At 59.6% G+C, this 17,325-nt stretch carries 14 protein-coding genes; 8 read left to right on the top strand and 6 right to left on the bottom strand.

The window, feature by feature from the left end; genetic code table 11:
* Positions 1-1,443 carry a PTS cellobiose/arbutin/salicin transporter subunit IIBC gene (ascF, locus tag FHW76_RS17535; RefSeq protein ID WP_016161696.1) on the bottom strand — a complete coding sequence of 481 codons (1,443 nt, stop codon included), beginning with the start codon at positions 1,441-1,443 and terminating at the stop codon, positions 1-3.
* 267 nt (positions 1,444-1,710) lie between these two features.
* On the opposite strand from ascF, the gene FHW76_RS17540 reads away from it, so the two are divergent.
* The 5 genes from FHW76_RS17540 to FHW76_RS17560 all read left to right on the top strand — a co-directional run bounded on the left by FHW76_RS17540 (position 1,711) and on the right by FHW76_RS17560 (position 8,487).
* Positions 1,711-2,724 (top strand): LacI family DNA-binding transcriptional regulator, encoded by a 1,014-nt coding sequence (locus FHW76_RS17540; protein WP_022065321.1) that lies wholly within the window; start codon positions 1,711-1,713, stop codon positions 2,722-2,724.
* A gap of 135 nt (positions 2,725-2,859) precedes the next feature.
* Positions 2,860-3,387 carry an electron transport protein HydN gene (gene hydN / locus FHW76_RS17545; RefSeq protein WP_008806174.1) on the top strand — a complete coding sequence of 176 codons (528 nt, stop codon included), beginning with the start codon at positions 2,860-2,862 and terminating at the stop codon, positions 3,385-3,387.
* Positions 3,388-3,395: 8 nt separating this feature from the next.
* Positions 3,396-5,624 (top strand): carbamoyltransferase HypF, encoded by a 2,229-nt coding sequence (gene hypF / locus FHW76_RS17550; RefSeq protein WP_183476862.1) that lies wholly within the window; start codon positions 3,396-3,398, stop codon positions 5,622-5,624.
* 2 nt (positions 5,625-5,626) lie between these two features.
* Positions 5,627-6,640 carry a HoxN/HupN/NixA family nickel/cobalt transporter gene (locus FHW76_RS17555; protein WP_008806172.1) on the top strand — a complete coding sequence of 338 codons (1,014 nt, stop codon included), beginning with the start codon at positions 5,627-5,629 and terminating at the stop codon, positions 6,638-6,640.
* Positions 6,641-7,152: 512 nt separating this feature from the next.
* The gene (locus FHW76_RS17560; protein ID WP_022065928.1) at positions 7,153-8,487 is read left to right on the top strand and encodes an MFS transporter; all 1,335 of its coding nucleotides are present in this window, start codon (positions 7,153-7,155) and stop codon (positions 8,485-8,487) included.
* A 39-nt stretch (positions 8,488-8,526) separates the two neighbouring features.
* On the opposite strand, the gene FHW76_RS17565 is transcribed toward FHW76_RS17560, so the two are convergent.
* Positions 8,527-9,243: an IclR family transcriptional regulator gene (locus FHW76_RS17565; RefSeq protein WP_008806170.1), complete on the bottom strand. Its 717-nt coding sequence runs from the start codon at positions 9,241-9,243 to the stop codon at positions 8,527-8,529.
* A gap of 166 nt (positions 9,244-9,409) precedes the next feature.
* Here FHW76_RS17565 and FHW76_RS17570 point away from each other — a divergent pair, with 166 nt between their 5' ends.
* Both FHW76_RS17570 and FHW76_RS17575 read left to right on the top strand, forming a co-directional pair.
* On the top strand, positions 9,410-10,105 hold the full coding sequence (locus FHW76_RS17570) for an RraA family protein (protein WP_183476863.1): 696 nt from the start codon (positions 9,410-9,412) through the stop codon (positions 10,103-10,105).
* On the top strand, positions 10,102-11,049 hold the full coding sequence (locus FHW76_RS17575; protein WP_008806168.1) for a hydroxyacid dehydrogenase: 948 nt from the start codon (positions 10,102-10,104) through the stop codon (positions 11,047-11,049). The genes FHW76_RS17570 and FHW76_RS17575 overlap by 4 nt, the downstream gene beginning before the upstream one ends.
* Positions 11,050-11,243: 194 nt before the next feature.
* On the opposite strand, the gene norW is transcribed toward FHW76_RS17575, so the two are convergent.
* Entirely contained in the window at positions 11,244-12,377 is a 1,134-nt protein-coding gene (norW, locus tag FHW76_RS17580; RefSeq protein WP_183476864.1) for an NADH:flavorubredoxin reductase NorW, read from the bottom strand.
* Positions 12,374-13,828 carry an anaerobic nitric oxide reductase flavorubredoxin gene (gene norV, locus FHW76_RS17585; RefSeq protein ID WP_008806166.1) on the bottom strand — a complete coding sequence of 485 codons (1,455 nt, stop codon included), beginning with the start codon at positions 13,826-13,828 and terminating at the stop codon, positions 12,374-12,376. Before norV ends, norW begins: the two co-directional genes overlap by 4 nt.
* A gap of 187 nt (positions 13,829-14,015) precedes the next feature.
* On the opposite strand from norV, the gene norR reads away from it, so the two are divergent.
* Positions 14,016-15,566 carry a nitric oxide reductase transcriptional regulator NorR gene (gene norR, locus FHW76_RS17590; protein WP_022065931.1) on the top strand — a complete coding sequence of 517 codons (1,551 nt, stop codon included), beginning with the start codon at positions 14,016-14,018 and terminating at the stop codon, positions 15,564-15,566.
* Here norR and gutQ read toward each other — a convergent pair.
* Complete coding sequence (gene gutQ, locus FHW76_RS17595; protein ID WP_008806164.1) at positions 15,529-16,494, bottom strand: arabinose-5-phosphate isomerase GutQ; 966 nt, start codon at positions 16,492-16,494, stop codon at positions 15,529-15,531. The genes norR and gutQ overlap by 38 nt on opposite strands.
* Positions 16,487-17,260 (bottom strand): DNA-binding transcriptional repressor, encoded by a 774-nt coding sequence (locus FHW76_RS17600; RefSeq protein ID WP_012540780.1) that lies wholly within the window; start codon positions 17,258-17,260, stop codon positions 16,487-16,489. Before FHW76_RS17600 ends, gutQ begins: the two co-directional genes overlap by 8 nt.
* Positions 17,261-17,325: the final 65 nt, after the last annotated feature.

Here is a 17,325-nt window from a genome sequence, read left to right on the forward strand (position 1 = left end):
TCAGGCGTGGGATGCCTGGGCCCGGGCCTGGCGCGCTCTGGCGTCGGCAGCGGCCTGTTCAACGGGAATATCTTCAAAGCCGAGGATCAGCGTCAGGGCAAACGACAGCACCACCGACAGCGCCATCACGCCAAATACCCAGACGATAGTCATCGGATTGGCTGGATCGAAAAACTGCACGCTGGTAAACAGCCCTGGCGCCGCCATCGAATGGCTGGCCAGACCGGCGATTCCCGCCACCGCGCCGCAGATAAAGCCGCTGATTAAGCTGGCGATCAGCGGGCGCTTCAGGCGCACCGCCACGCCGTACAGCGCCGGTTCGGAAATCCCGGCCAGAATCGCCGATGCCGCGGCGGCCAGCGCCGTCTGGCGCAGCTCCGGGTTTTTGGTTTTCCACGCCACCGCCAGCGACGATCCGCCCAGCGACAGGTTGGCGCCGATCTCCGATGGCATCACCATGCCCTCTTTGCCGGTTTCGGCGATGGTCTGAATGATGGTTGGCGTAAAGACGCGGTGCATCCCGGTCATCACCAGCAGTGGCCACAGCCCGCCCATGATCGCCACCGACAGCCAGCCGAGATAGCTGTGGATCGTATACACCAGCGCGGAAATGGCGCTACCGATCCAGATGCCCAGCGGGCCAATCAGCAGGATCGCCAGCGGGGCGGCGATCAGCACGATCAGCATCGGCTTAAGGAAGTTTTTCGTCACCGCCGGGGTAATGCGATCCACCCAGCGCTCGATATACGACAGGCACCAGGTCATCACCAGCGCCGGGATCACCGTGTAGGTGTATTTCACCGCGGTAACCGGAATAAAGGCGAATTCAACGTGTTCGCCCTGGGCGGCTTTGGCCATCAATTCGATAAACCCGGGATGCACCAGCACCCCGGCGATGGCGATAGCCAGCGACATATTGGTTTTGAATTTCACCGCCGCGGAGGCGGCCACCATCAGCGGCAGGAAGAAAAACGCGCCGTCGCCGATAAGCGTCAGGAGGGTCAGCGTCGGTGAGCCTTTCGGCAACGCGCCGCTCATCTCGAGGATCATCGCCAGCAGCTTGACCATCGATCCGCCGATAATCGCCGGGATCAGCGGCGACATGGTGCCGATCAGCGCGTCAAGGATCCCGGCGCCGATGCGTTTCAGGGTTAGCGGCGCTTTGCCCTGCGGCTCAGCCGGGCGCAGGTCGCCAGGCAGCAGATTCACCACCTCGCGGTAGGCCTGGGAAACGGTATTGCCGATGATCACCTGGCATTGGTTATCGCTGCGCACAACGCCGAGTACCCCGGTCAGGCCTTTCAGGGTGGGGCTATCGACCTTTTCGTCGTCTTTGACCACGAAGCGCAGACGGGTCATGCAGTGGGTCACGGCGGCGACGTTATCGACTCCGCCGATTGCCGCGACTATCTGTTGCGCCAGGGCTGCATAATTTTTCGACATCGGATTTTATCCTGTTTATCAATAGGGTACTGATCTGCTACCGCGCCGCATCGCCGGGCGATACCATGTTTATATAGGAAACCGGTTCCACAAAATCATGGTGAGTTTCATTTGATTGCACAAGAAATAAAAAAAGATGATCTCAATTTTGTGATTTTGATCGCGAAGCGTCGCCGTGAGCCGGATCGCGGTGGTGAACAGGGGAATGCTGTAAAAGCGGGAAACGTGCAGTACACTGCCTGCAACTTTTGCAACAGGAAGAATCACATGGCAACGATGCTGGAGGTCGCAAAGCGCGCGGGGGTATCGAAGGCAACCGTTTCGCGGGTACTGTCGGGCAACGGCTATGTCAGTCAGGAGACCAAAGACCGGGTGTTTAAGGCAGTGGCGGAGAGCGGCTATCGGCCTAATCTGCTGGCGCGCAACCTGGCGACCAAAACGACGCAAACCCTGGGCCTGGTGGTGACCAACACCCTGTACCACGGCGTCTATTTCAGCGAGCTGCTGTATCACGTGGCGCGGATGACGGAAGACAAGGGACGACAGCTGATCCTGGCCGACGGCAAGCACAGCGCGCAAGAGGAGCGGGAGGCGATCCAGTACCTGCTGGACCTGCGCTGCGATGCGATCATCATCTACCCGCGCTTTCTCACCGTTGACGAGATGGACGAGATCGTTGAGAACCACTCGCAGCCGATCATGGTGCTTAATCGCCGCCTGCGCCGCCACGCCAGCCACTGCGTCTGGTCCGATCAAAAAGCCTCGGCGATGCGGGTGGTGGAGCGGCTGATTGCGCTTGGCCATCGCGATATCGCCTTTATTACCGGTTCCCTTGACTCACCCACCGGCGTCGAACGCCTCGCCGGCTACAAAGACGCGTTGGCTGGCCACGGCATCGCCCTGAACGAGGCGCTCATCGCGGAGGGGCGCTGGACGCCGGAAACCGGCGCGGCGGCGGTGGAGATCCTGCGTCAGCGCGGGGTGACCTACAGCGCGCTGGTGGCGAGCAATGACGATATGGCGATCGGAGCGATGAAGCAGCTTCACCAGCTGGGCGTTAAGGTTCCGGATCAGGTCTCGGTGGTGGGGTTTGATGATATTGTGCTGGCGCCGTATATGGTGCCGTCGCTCGCCAGCGTTCGGGTACCGGTGACGGAGATGATTAAAGAGAGCATCAATCGGCTGATATTTATGCTGGATGGTGGGGAGTTCAACTTTCAGCAGAGCTTCCCCGGGGCGCTAATTGAGCGTGATTCACTGGTGGCGGGTCCCTGTGCCTGACGTCGTCAGCTGTCATCGTCACTACTGACGATGACAGCAAATATTCGATTTAATTCTCTTAACTATCAATGATATAAAAACTGGAACGTATTATGCATACTCCGGCGCCTAACCTTCTTACTGCTGGAGAAATGGATGAACCGTTTCATTATCGCCGATGCGAGCAAATGTATCGGCTGTCGCACTTGCGAAGTGGCCTGCGTGGTGTCCCATCAGGAACATCAGGATTGCGCCGCCCTGACGCCTCACACCTTTCAACCGCGTATTCACGTGATCAAAGGGGTCAATGTCTCCACGGCGACCGCCTGCCGTCAGTGTGAAGACGCCCCCTGCGCCAACGTCTGCCCGAACGGCGCCATTAGCCGCGATAAAGGCTTTGTCCATGTGATGCAGGAGCGCTGCATCGGCTGCAAAACCTGCGTTGTTGCCTGCCCGTACGGGGCGATGGAGGTGGTGGTGCGCCCGGTGATCCGCCATAGCGGTGCCGGACTGAACGTCGTGGCGGAAAAAGCCGAAGCCAACAAGTGCGACCTCTGCTTCCACCGCGAGAGCGGCCCGGCCTGCATGGAAGTCTGCCCGACGCACGCCCTGGTGTGCGTTGACCGCAATAAACTCGAGCAGATGAATATCGAGAAACGTCGCCGTACGGCGCTGGCCTGGTAAGTCGTGGCATGAACGGGGTGCAAATCCGCATTCGCGGTAAAGTGCAGGGGGTGGGGTTCCGCCCCTTTGTCTGGCAGCTGGCCCGGACGCAGGCCCGCTGCGGCGATGTCTGTAATGACGGTGACGGCGTCCTCGTGCGGCTGGCCGGGGGCGACGATGGTTTTACTGCCGCTCTGGCTGACCACTGCCCGCCGCTGGCGCGTATCGACAGCACCGACTGCACCCCTTATTGCTGGACGGCCACGCCGAAGGATTTCACCATCCGCGAGAGCGGGGCGGGATGCATGCGCACTCAGATCGTGCCCGATGCCGCGACCTGTCCGGCGTGCCTCGCGGAGATGAACGATCCCCGGGCGCGCCGCTACCGCTACCCCTTTATCAACTGCACCCACTGCGGGCCGCGGTTAACCATTATCCGCGCCATGCCCTACGACCGGCCTTTCACCGCAATGGCGCCGTTCCCGCTCTGTTCCCCTTGTGAGGCGGAGTTCCGCGATCCTGCGGATCGCCGTTTTCACGCCCAGCCGGTGGCCTGCCCCGACTGCGGACCGCGGCTGGAATGGCGGGCAGAGGGGGAAACGCTGAACAGCGAGGCGGCGCTGCAGGCGGCCATCACGCGGCTGGCGGCAGGCGACATCGTGGCGATAAAAGGCATCGGCGGCTTTCATCTGGCCTGCGATGCCGGTAATCCTACTGCCGTTGCCACGCTGCGGGCGAGGAAACACCGTCCGGCGAAACCGCTGGCGGTGATGTTGCCGTCAGCGGCGGGCTTACCCGCCGACGCCGCGGCGCTGATGGGCTCCCCGGCGGCGCCCATCGTACTGATTGCTAAAGCGCAGGTCTCCGGCCTGTGTGACGAGATTGCGCCAGGACTTGCGGAAGTAGGGGTGATGCTGCCGTCTAATCCGCTGCAGCATTTGCTTCTGCAGGCCCTGGCGCGCCCCATCGTCATGACCTCCGGCAACCTTAGCGGCCATCCGCCGGCGTTAAGTAATGCTCAGGCGCTCAACGACTTAGCCGACATTGCCGACGGCTTTCTCTTGCATAATCGCGACATCCTGCAGCGAATGGATGATTCGCTGGTGCGGTCAAGCGGTGAAATGCTGCGCCGCGCCCGGGGCTACGTCCCGGATGCGCTGCCGCTGCCGCCGGGGCTACAAGACATCCCGCCGCTACTGGCTCTCGGCGCGGATATGAAAAATACCTTCTGCCTGGCGCGCGGCAGCGAAGCGGTGCTGAGCCAGCACTTTGGCGATCTTGGCGAGGAAGGCGTTGAACAGCAGTGGCGCAGCACCCTGCAACTGATGCAAAGCATTTACGCGTTTGTGCCGCAGCGGGTGGTGGTTGATGCCCATCCCGGCTATCGTTCAACGCAGTGGGCGGCGTCCCTGTCGCTGCCGGTGGAGACGGTGCTGCATCACCATGCTCATGCTGCGGCGTGCCTGGCCGAGCACCGCTGGCCGCTTGACGGCGGCGACGTTATCGCCCTGACCCTCGACGGCATCGGCATGGGGGAGAACGGCGCGCTGTGGGGCGGGGAGTGCCTGCGGGTTAACTATCGCCAGTGCGAACATCTTGGCGGGTTGCCGGCCGTCGCGCTGCCGGGCGGTGACCTGGCGGCGCGCCAGCCGTGGCGAAATCTGCTGGCTCAGTGCCTGGCCTTTGTCCCTGACTGGCAGGATTATCCGCAGACCGCCCCCTTCCGCCAGCGCAACTGGCCGCTGCTGGCGCAGGCCATCGATCGCGGCATTAACGCGCCGCGCGCCTCGTCCTGCGGACGGCTGTTTGATGCCGTCGCCTGCGCGCTGGATTGCGCGCCGGAGAGCCTGAGCTATGAAGGCGAAGCAGCCTGTCGGCTGGAAGCGCTGGCCGCCAGCTGCCCCGGCGTCAGCCACCCGGTTACGCTGCCGTGGCGCGACGACGTGCTGGACTTAGCCACCTTCTGGCGACAATGGCTGGGCTGGCAGGCCACCCCGGCGCAGAAAGCCTGGGCCTTCCATGACGCCCTGGCCTGTGGGCTGGCGGCGATGGCCTGCGACTGCGCCACCGCTCGCGGCATCGACACGATAGTTTGCACCGGCGGGGTGCTGCATAACCGCCTGCTGGCGGCGCGATTGACCTTTTATCTGGCGGATTTTACTCTGCTGTTGGCGCAGCAGTTGCCGGCCGGCGACGGCGCAATCGCCTATGGTCAGGCGGTGATCGCCGCCGCCCGCGGGCAGGCTCAAGGAACATAACAATGATAATGACAGTTTTACGCCAGCAGCCGCGCGCTGCGGGACTGGTGTTGGGGTTGATCGCGGCGAACTTACTGGCCTGGTGCTGGGCGCTGCAGGCCTTTGGCGACAGCGGCGCGCTGATGGCCGCCAGCCTTCTGGCCTGGGGCTACGGCCTGCGCCACGCGGTGGATGCCGACCATATCGCGGCGATTGATAACGTGACCCGGAAGATGATGCAGCAGGGGCGGCGGCCTTTCGCCGTCGGGGCCTGGTTCTCGCTGGGCCACTCATCGATTGTGGTATTGGCCTCGGCGGCGATTGCCGCGACCGCCACGGCCTTCAGCGCGCAGATGAGCTGGCTGCATGACACCGGTAGCGTCATCGGCACCGCCGTGTCGGCCCTGTTTTTACTGGCGATGGCTTTTATCAACCTGGTGATTTTACGCAGCGTGTGGCGCAGCTTTCGGGCGTGGAAGCGCGGTGAGAAAGTGAGCGACGAAATCGTCAGCGGCGGCGGGGTGATGAGCTGGCTGTTTGGCAAAACCTTCCGTCTGGTCAGCCGCAGCTGGCAGATGTACCTGGTCGGCTTCCTGTTCGGCCTCGGTTTTGACACCGCTACCGAAATCGGCGTGCTGGGTATCTCCGCCGCCGGCGCGTCGAGCGGGATTTCCGTCTGGTCGATTATGGTCTTCCCGGCGCTGTTCGCCAGTGGTATGGCGCTGGTGGATACCCTCGATAACGTGCTGATGGTCGGCGCCTACGGCTGGGCGTTCAGCAAACCGCAGCGCAAGCTTTATTACAATATGACCATCACCGGCACCTCGGTGGTGGTGGCGCTGTTTATCGGCGGCCTGGAAGCGCTGGGCCTGCTAATGGATAAGTTTGCGCTCAGTGGCGGGATATGGCGCTGGGTGGGGATGTTAAACGATAACCTTGGCGATGCCGGATTTGTGGTGGTCGGGTTGTTTGTCGCCTGTTGGGCGCTGTCGGTGCTTAACTACCGCTGGCGCGGCTACGACAATCTGGCGCGTTAGCTGCAGCATTTTCCCGGCTTGCGCTGCGCTAAGCCGGGCTACCCTACCTGCCCGGCGGCGCTGCTCTGCGCAGGCTGACCCAGGTCCTGGTGAGGCATCGCTCTGCGTCAATAATCTCAATTACTTAACTCATTGAAAAATTATTATTTTTTATCAAATCTTCATTTTCCCTCGTTTTAACGACCCGAAGCATCTGTGATTTACCTCTTATTTACATAATTTAAACCACTCGTTAACTGGATAAAAACACGACAGCCTCGTTATAGTAGTTTTGTAAAATAAAACTAAGTTGTACAGAATGCAACAATAGCGAGATGTTCATGGAGATCGTTACCGCGCCGCACCTTGCGGCCAGAAACGTGTGGCTTGCGTTACCTGGTGAAGCAACATGACAACCCAGGCAGCCCATCCTCATCTCCGGACGCGGCAAAACGGACGCATCAAGCTGAAGTAACGTATTTCATCTCTACATCGTTTTCCTGATAAACATAATGAAACCCTGCGAGGAAACCATGACCGATCAATTACCGAACCGCGCTATCGATAACGATGCGCTGGAAAAAGAGACCATGCGGCGGGTTATCTGGCGCATCCTGCCTTTCCTGGTTGTCAGCTACCTGGTGTCGATTATTGACCGGGGCAATATTGGTATGGCTGCGCTGCAGATGAATGAGGATCTGGGCCTGAGTAAGGCGGCTTTTGGTTTCGCCAGCAGTTTGTATTTTGTCGCCTATTTTATCTTTGAGGTGCCCAGCAACCTGGCGATGCAGAAGGTGGGGGCCCGCTTGTGGATCCCGCGCATTATGATCAGTTGGGGAGTGGTATCGATGTGTATGGCGCTGGTGCAAAACACCACCTCCCTTTACATCGTCCGTTTTTTACTGGGCGCTGCCGAAGCGGGCTTTTTCCCGGGCGTGGTGCTCTATCTTACCTGGTGGATCCCGTCACGCTACCGTGCGCGTATTATTGCCTCTTTTATGGTGGCCATTCCGCTGGCTAACTTTATCGGCTCACCGCTTTCAGGGCTGATCCTGATGCTGGATGGCTGGTTAGGGCTGCGCGGCTGGCATCTGTTATTCATTATTGAAGGGTTGCCGGCGGTGCTGCTGGGGATTGCCGCTTTCTTTATTTTGCGCGACCGCCCGCATCAGGCTGGCTGGTTAAACGACCGGCAGAAGACGTGGCTGGAAAACACGCTTCAGGCGGAGCGCCAACAGCAGAAACAGATCGGCCATACCACCACATGGCAACTGTTGAAGCATCGCCAAATCTGGCTGATGGCGTTGATTTACGCCGGTGCGTCGTCTGCCGGCACCACGCTTAGCGTCTGGTCTCCACAGCTGCTGAAGTCGTTCCATCTTGATAACCTGACCACCGGGCTGCTGAATGCCATCCCCTATGGACTGGCGTCGGTGCTGATGATTGTCTGGGGACGCAGTTCGGACCGGAAAAATGAACGCCGCTGGCACACGGCGCTTACCCTCTTTATGATTGCGGCTGGCGTGTTCGCGGCGTTTATCAATCTGTCGCTTCCGGCCACCATTATGATCCTCAGTACCATACTGATTGGCGCTTATGCGGCGAAGGGCCCCTTCTGGGCGCTGGCATCGGGCTGGATGAGCAGCACGTCAGCCGCCGCCGGGCTGGCGGCCATCGGCGCGATCGCCAACCTGATTGGCGGCGCGGTGATGGTGAATGCCTATGGCATTATTAGCGAACGGACAGGAAGCCATACGCTGGCGATGCTGCCGCTGGCCGCCTTGTGTCTGGCAGGCGGCATTGCGGTGCTGGCCATGGGACGGCGTTACTCGCAGACTGCCAGGCAGGAAAAACAGATGACCCATTAATAAGCAAAGGCGGGATTTTTCCCGCCTTCTTAGCCAATCTTACTCTTTCAGACCGTAAAACCTTTCGCAGAATGGCTTGCTGGCGCCTAGCTTGAGCGACAGGCGGTTGGCCGTCTCCTGCATGAGCTGGCTGATGCCGTTTTCTTTACGATCTTCCGTCAGACGCGATGCCGGCCCGGTCAGGGCCAGCGCCGCGATCAGTTTATCGTGGACGCCAAACACCGGCATTGCGAAGGCCGCGGTGTGCGGGTCGCGCGCGCCGGAGGTATAGAACGGCAGCGTCGGTTCGTCTTCCTGCAACGATTCACCCAATCCCCAGTGGCGTAAAACCTTGCTGATAGCGGAACCATCCAGCGGGAACTGGCTGCCGGGCAGGTTGCTGTGGCGTAATCCCTGGGAGGCTTCGGCGCGGAACAGACACAGGCGCTGTCCCCCCTCAATCACATACCAGCTCGCGCTTTCGCTGGAGGCCTGTGACAGCGCCTGCAATTCCGGCTGTACGACTCTGGCAAGTTCAAATGATTGCTCATAGAGCTTGCCGAGATAGAGCAGACGGTGGCCGAGCGTATAGGTGCCATCGTCGTGCCGGATGATGTAGTTCATTCGCTCAAGCGAATTCATCAGGCGATAAACGGTTGTTTTGTGATATCCCGAAAGCTGGGCCAGCTCCGTTAACGTCAGACTGTCATTACCGGGACGGAAGCAATCAAGTAAAGCCAGCGCCTTTTCAACGGCAATTACGCCTTCATTCCCCATCATGTTCTCCTTTTTGCCGAACAAAATTGTACCTGAATTTTGTGAGTAACTTCGTGTTTACATCACAAACAACTTCGCAACACTGGCGAAAAGCGAAGCAATGCTCGTATAGTTGTTTTATATAGTACACGTGAGTTGTATCTAGTAAAACAAATGGAGAGTAACCATGCCTGCTTCGCAACAGAAACTCATCAACTTTGATATTGCGCGTGTTGACGCGGAAGAGGTCCGCCAGGCCGCCGAATTTCAGGCCGCCATTCTGGCTGTCGTGGCCGGACGCCGTGGCACATTACATGGCCGCATCAAGCCGCTGGCGCCGCATATGGCGGTTGCCGGGCCAGCGATTACCGTAGAGGTCCGCCCGGGGGATAACCTCGCTATTCACGCCGCAATGGCCGTCGCCAAACCTGGCGATGTGCTGGTCATCGACGGGAAGGGCGATCTCTCCTGCGCGCTGCTGGGAGAGATCATGGCGACGCAGGCCCAGGCCAGCGGTATCGCAGGGATTATCATTGACGGCGCCGTTCGCGATGCGGAAACCTTAAGTAACCAACGCTTTCCGGTTTTCGCCGCCGGCCTGAATCCGTGCGGCCCCACCAAGTTCATTCCAGGCAGGGTCAATCACGCTATTTCAGTCGGTGGCGCCGCCGTGCAGGCAGGTGACTTAGTGGTAGGGGATATTGACGGCGTGGTCGTTATCCCGCGCGATGAAGTTCGCACCATCATCGAACTGGCGAAAGGCAAACTGGCGATGGAATCAAAACGTCTGGTTGCTATCCGCGACGGCGACCTTCGTCCGCACTGGCTGGAGAGTGCTCTGCGTCAGGCAGGGATGCTGAGCGAAGGGGAGACACTGCCATGAGCGCTAAAAACGTCATCCTGATTACCGGCAGCGATTTGGCTGCAGCAGCGCTGGAGATGCTGGAAGATTACGAGCTTGTCTTTGCCGGCCGCCAGCCAACAGAATCCCAGCTGATAGCCTTGTGCCAGCAGCACAATCCGCTCGCGATACTGGTGCGCTATGGCAAAATCACGGCCGCCGTCATGGATGCCGCCCCGGCATTGAAGGTGATTGCCAAACATGGCAGCGGCATTGATGTCATTGACGTTGAGGCGGCCACCGCGCGCGGCATAATGGTTCGCGCGGCGACGGGGGCCAATGCCGCCGCGGTTTCCGAACACACCTGGGCGTTAATTCTGGCCTGTGCCAAGTCGGTAATTCCGCTTGACCGCCGCCTGCGTGAAGGGCACTGGGATAAATCAACGCATAAATCACTCGAACTTGAGGGCAGAACGCTGGGACTGGTCGGCCTCGGCGCTATTGGCAGCCGTGTGGCGAAAATTGCCGTCGCCTTTGGTATGAAGGTTCTGGCTTACGATCCCTACGCGAAAACGGTCCCGCCGGAATGTGAACGTGTTGACGAACTCAAAGACCTGCTGATGCAGGCCGATGTTCTGTCCCTTCATTGTCCCTTGACGCAACATAACAGAGGAATGATCAATGCCGCCACGCTGGCGCAGTGTAAGCCGGGCGCTATCCTGGTGAATACTGCGCGCGGCGGGTTGATTGACGATGTGGCGCTGGCCGCAGCATTAAAAGCGGGGACCTTGCGCTGGGCGGCGCTCGACAGCTTTCACAGTGAACCACTCACCACGCCGCATATCTGGCAGGCGATTGATAATGTCATTCTGTCTCCGCATGTGGGTGGCGTTAGCGATGCCTCTTACGTGAAAATGGGGACCGCCGCCGCAGCCAACATTCTGCAGGTGCTGCAGGAGTCGGCTCAGACAGAAACAACGTTTTGAGTGTTAACCGAACCTGCGCTCCCGGTTAATTTTTCGGCACTCTGTTTTCCGTGGCGCAGGGAGCGGCCAGACGCCGCCCCCTGCGCCGGCGGCGCTGCGCTTGCTCGGGCCTACAGTATATGAGCTTACGGGCGGCCTCCGTAGGCCGGGTAAGCGTAGCGCCACCCGGCAAAACAGGGCTGCCTGGACGGTAATCAACTCACCAGTTGCTTGAGCAGCGCAAAGGCTTCTTTCATCTTGTCTTCGCTGACCACAAAGGCACGCAGTTGATTCTCTGCATCCAGGCCTTTCGCCACCAGCCCCTCTTTGGCGGCCACGATATTCCACGTCAGATCGTCGCGGCGGGTGTCGCCGGCCAGATGCAGCGGCAGATCCGGGGTTTTCACTTTCACCAGCATTGGCGGCAGCTTGAGTTCCCCCGCCTGCGCCAGCAGGTTTTTACTCAGGCACATGGCGCTGAGTAAAATCGGCTGCAGGAACGGCAGTACCGTACCGTTGATTTCCGCACAGTCGCCGAGCGCATAAATCGCCGGGTCGCTGGTTTGCAGTTGGTTATTGACCACCACGCCGCGGTTAATCTGCAATCCGGCATGGCGCGCCAGCGACGTTTCCGGGCGCAGGCCGGCGGTGGCCACCACCGCATCGACGGTTATCGCGCGCTGGCGGTCGAGACTGACGCGAATGCCGTCGGCGGTTTGCTCTAACCCCTCAAGCTGCGCCTTGAGCATCAGATGTACGCCCATCTCGGTAAGCCGATGCTGCAGGCGGCTACTGGCCTCCGGCGGCATCAGCGCCGCCAGCACGCTGGCTGAGTTATCGACCACCGTTACCGCTTTACCGGCGCGGCAGAAATCCATCGCCAGTTCGCAACCAATCAGGCCGCCGCCGACGATCAGCACGCGCTTCGCGTCGTGCAGCTGGCTCTGCGCCGCGCCGTATTCGCGCTGGCTGTTCAGCGTCAGCATCAGCTCGCGTCCCGGTACCGGGGGGATAAACGGCGTCGCCCCGGTGGCCAGCACCAGTTTGTCATAGCGCCACTGGTTATCCTGGCTCTTCACTAACCGTTTTTCGGCGTCGATATCGCTCACCCAGGTATGGGGAAATAGACGCAGATTATACTGCTCGGCGAACTCGCCGGCGCTTTGCAGGGTCAGATCGTCGGCCTTCTGCCCGCGGCTGATGACATGGCTGAGGTCGGGTTTGTTGTATTCATCCATGCTATCGGCGGCGATTAAGGTCAGCGGGATTTGCGTATCCTGCTTACGGATATTTTTCACCAGCTGGCGGGCCGCGAAGCCCGAGCCGATGATGACGATGCCATCACTCATTTTGCCTCCGTCGCCAGTACGTCAAAGACATCTTTGCCAAGAGAACACTCAGGGCAGAGGAAATTATCCGGCACTTCACTCCACGGCGTACCCGGCTGGACATCCTGGTTAGGTTCGCCTTTCGCCGGGTCATAGACCCACTGGCACACGCTGCACTGCATCATGGGACCGAGGTCAGCGGCCGCGGCCGCGGCGGCGGCACAGGCACAGTCCTGTTGTTCCGGCGTTGTCGCTGCTTCAGCAACCGGCAGCGGCGAGAGGGCCCACTGACGAGCGATATCGCGTCCGTGTTGGCGGCACAATTCCAGCGCGTCGATATCCGGGCGCCATTTGGCTTTCAGGCTCAGCGACATCTCAAAGCCGGCATCCTGCAGGCGGGTGGAGAGGCGGTCTACCGCGCCGCCGCTCCAGCCGTGCGAGCCAAAGGCGCTGGCGCGTTTATTGCGAAAACGCAGCCCGGTCATCTCTTCCACCAACCCGGCGATTTTCGGCATCATCACGTTGTTCATGGTGGAGGTGCCCACCAGTACGCCTTTCGAGCGGAAAACATTGGTGAGAATGTCGTTTTTGTCGCTGCGGGCGACGTTGAAGATTTTTACCGCTACCCGCGGGTCGACTTCAGTGATCCCCTGAGCGATAGCATCCGCCATCATACGGGTGTTGTTGGACATGGTGTCGTAGAAAATCGTGATGCGATCTTCCTGATAATCCGCCGCCCACTCGAGGTATTTCTCGACGATTTGCGTCGGGTTATCGCGCCAGACCACGCCGTGGGAGGTGGCAATCATCTCCACCGGCAGGTTGAAGCCGAGGATTTCAGTAATTTTCGGCGTCACCAGGCGGCTGAAGGGCGTCAGGATGTTGGCGTAGTAGCGTTGGCACTGTTCGTACAGTTCAATCTGGTCCACTTCATCGTTGAACAGGTGTTCGTCGCAGTAGTGCTGGCCGAAGGCGTCGTTGCTGAACAGCACCGCGTCGCCGGTCAGGTAGGTCATCATGCTGTCAGGCCAGTGCAGCATCGGCGTTTCCACGAAGATCAGCTGTTTACCATTACCGATATCGAGAGTATCGCCGGTTTTCACCACGTGGAAGTTCCACTCCGGATGATGATGGTGGCCGTTGATCGAGTCGATGGCGTTGGCGGTGCAGTAAATCGGCGTATCCGGGATCTGCATCATCAGCTCAGTCAGCGCGCCGGCATGGTCCTCTTCGGCGTGGTTAATGACGATATAGTCGAGGTCGGCCAGATCGATTTCGCTGCGCAGGTTCTGCACGAACTCGCGGCTGAATTTATGATCGACGGTATCAATCAGCACGTTTTTCTCTTCGCGGATGAGATAGCTGTTGTAGCTGCTGCCGCGCAGCGTTTTATATTCGGTGCCGTGGAAATCACGCACTTCCCAGTCACGTTGGCCAACCCAAAGAATGTTATTTTTAACCGCAATAGACATAGCAACCTCAATCAATACAGTGTGTTTAAACTCAGTTGACTGGCTTATATCAAGTTGCATGCCAACTTTTTAATTCATTGATAATTAGCTATTTTTAATTTTTTCTGATTTTGGTTGCTGTCAAAATGACAATAGCTAAAATAGTCGATATGACAATGCGTGTTGTCAAAATGACAATGGAGCGGCAATGAGTTTTTCCGTCGACGAGCTGGCGAGAATCGCCATTGATTTACAAAGCGATATTGGTCACACCGACCGCTTTTCGCGCCTGATTACTACCCTGCGGCAGATCCTCGGCTGCGATGCCTCGGCGCTGCTGCGCTATGAGGCGCATCAGTTTGTGCCGCTGGCGATCGATGGCCTGGCGCAGGATGTGCTTGGTCGGCGCTTTGCCCTGGAAGGACACCCGCGGCTTGAGGCGATTGCGCGTGCCGGGGATGTGGTGCGCTTCCCGGCGGATAGCGACTTGCCCGACCCCTATGACGGGCTGATCCCCGGTCATGAGAGCCTGAAGGTTCACGCCTGCGTTGGCCTGCCGCTGTTTGCCGGGCAGACGCTGATTGGCGCGCTGACTCTTGACGGCATGGATGCTGACCGTTTCGATAGCTTCAGCGATGAAGAGCTGCGGCTGATTGCCGCGCTGGTGGCCGGGGCATTGAATAACGCGCTGCTTATTGCCCGCCTTGAGGCGCAAAACGTGTTGCCGGTGCAACCGGTGAATGACGCGCAGCCTGAGCGTCAGGAGATTATCGGCCTGTCAGCGCCCATGCTGCAGCTGAAAAAAGAGATCGATATCGTCGCCGCCTCGGACCTAAACGTACTGATCAGCGGCGAAACCGGCACCGGGAAAGAGCTGGTGGCGAAGGCGGTGCACCAGGGATCGCCGCGAGCCGCCAATCCGCTGGTCTATCTTAACTGCGCGGCGCTGCCGGAAAGCGTGGCGGAGAGCGAGCTGTTTGGCCATGTGAAAGGGGCGTTTACCGGGGCTATCAGCAACCGCAGCGGTAAATTTGAGATGGCTGATAACGGCACCCTGTTCCTTGATGAAATTGGCGAACTGTCGCTGGCGTTGCAGGCGAAGCTGCTGCGCGTGCTGCAGTATGGCGATATTCAGCGCGTCGGCGATGACCGCAGTCTGCGGGTCGATGTGCGGGTGCTGGCGGCGACGAACCGCGATCTACGCCAGGAGGTGGTGGAAGGGCGCTTTCGCGCCGACCTGTACCATCGCCTGAGCGTCTTCCCGCTGTCGGTTCCGGCGCTACGCGAGCGGGACAGCGATGTTGTGCTGCTGGCGGGCTATTTCTGTGAGCAGTGCCGCCTGCGGATGGGGCTGGCGCGGGTGATACTCAGCGAAGCGGCGCGAAACAGGCTGCAGCAGTGGTCCTGGCCGGGCAACGTGCGCGAACTGGAGCATGCTATTCACCGGGCGGTGGTGCTGGCGCGGGCCACCCAGGCCGGCGATGAAGTGGTGCTGGAGCCGCAGCATTTCCAGTTTGCGGTGACGGCGCCGATGTTACCGACTGAGACGGCGGCAGCAGTACCTGTGATGGAGAAGGTCAATCTGCGCGAGGCGACCGACTCTTTTCAGCGGGAAGCGATTAGCCGCGCGCTGGAGGCGAACCAGCGCAACTGGGCGGCGACCGCCCGTGCGCTGGAACTGGACGTCGCCAACCTGCATCGGCTGGCGAAACGTCTGGGACTTAAAGGATCCCTGCCTGGTAAAAGTTCTGCAGGTTGATGGCGCCGACCAGTTGGCCGTTTTCATCCACGACCGGCGCGGCGCTGATTTTGTGTTTCATCAGCCGCTCTTTGGCTTCCACCGCGCGGCTTTCCGCCTGCAGCGTTACGCCGTTGCGGGTCATCGCCCGAGTGACGCTATCGTTGAGCGTACCGCCAGCAACCAGCCAGCGGCGCAGGTCGCCGTCGGTGAAAACGCCCTGCACGCGGTTGGTTTCATCGCAGACCGCCACCAGGCCGAGCCCGGTTCGGCTGAGTTCAAGCATGGCGTCCATGACGTTGGCCCCGGCATCGACCCGCGGCACTTCTTCGTCGCGGCGCATCAGGTGATGCACCTTATTCAGCAGACGCGCGCCGAGGGCGCCCGCCGGGTGGGAACGGGCGAAATCTTCTTCATTGAAACCGCGCGCCTGCATCACCGCCATCGCCAGCGCGTCGCCCAGCATCAGGGTGTTAACGGTGCTGGAGGTCGGCGCCAGATGCATCGGACAGGCTTCGCGCTCCACGGCGATATCCAGCACCGCTTTCGCCGCCAGTGCCAGCGGCGAGGTGGATTTGCCGGTCATCGCCAGCAGCGGAATGGATTTCTCTTCCAGCCGCGGCACGATGAGATCCAGCTCTTTTGCGCTACCGGAGTAGGAGATAAACAGCATCACGTCGCGGCTATCGAGCATACCGAGATCGCCGTGCAGGGCTTCTGCCGGATGGACGAAAAAGGCCGGGGTGCCGGTGCTGGCGAAGGTTGCCGCCAGCTTTTTACCGATGTGGCCGGATTTACCGATACCGGAGACAATCAGTTTGCCCTCGCAGTGGATGATGGTTTCCGCCGCGCGGATGAAGTCGTCGCCCAGGCGTTCCGGCAGGCGGCTCGCCTCCTGCAGCTCAAGCATCAGGGTCTGGCGTCCGGCCTCTAACAAAAAGTTACTCATGATGTTCTCCAGTAATAATGACTTCAATACCTTTGGCTTCCAGCGCCCGCTGGAATTCAGGGTCAATCTCGGCATCGGTAATCAATTTATCCACGCGTTCAAGGCCGCAGACAATGTTGGGACTTTTACGGCCAAACTTGGATGAGTCGGCCATCAGGATCACTTCGCGGGCGGCGTTACACATCGCCTTACTGACGGTATAGACCTCGTTAAAGGTGGTGACGCCCGCCACCAGATCAATGCCGTCGGTGCCCATAAACAGCTTGTCGAAGCTGAATTGTTCGAAGGCGTTTTCCGCCAGCTGGCCGTGGAATGAAGCCGATTTTTTACGGAAGGTGCCGCCCGGCATCAGGATGGTCTGCTCGTTATCGAACTCGGAAAGGGCGTTGACGATATGCAGGCTGTTGGTCATCACCGTGATGTTATTGAAGCGGCTCAGCAACGGCACCATTTGCAGCACGGTACTGCCGGCGTCGAGGATAATTGAATCGCCATCGTGGATGTAGCGTACGGCGGCCTCGGCAATCTGCGCTTTCTTGTGGGTGTTGATCAGCGTCTTGTGGTCGATAGGCGGGTCGGCCTCGTCTTTATTCAACACTACGCCGCCGTAGGTGCGGATGACGGTCCCGGCATTCTCCAGAATCACCAGATCCTTGCGGATAGTGGTGCCGGTGGTGTCGAAGTGTTGCGCCAGCTCTTCGACCGAGCATTTGCCCTGCGATTGCAGGTGCTCGAGAATGGCTGCCTGGCGCTGACGTGGTTTCATAGGCGTTGTATCCTGCGTTTAAGTTTCGAAGTGATAATTTCGCAAGATATTAACTTTCACAACGA

The sequence above is a fragment of the Klebsiella sp. RC2 genome (assembly GCF_014192815.1).
Taxonomy (GTDB): Bacteria; Pseudomonadota; Gammaproteobacteria; order Enterobacterales; family Enterobacteriaceae; genus Klebsiella; species Klebsiella variicola.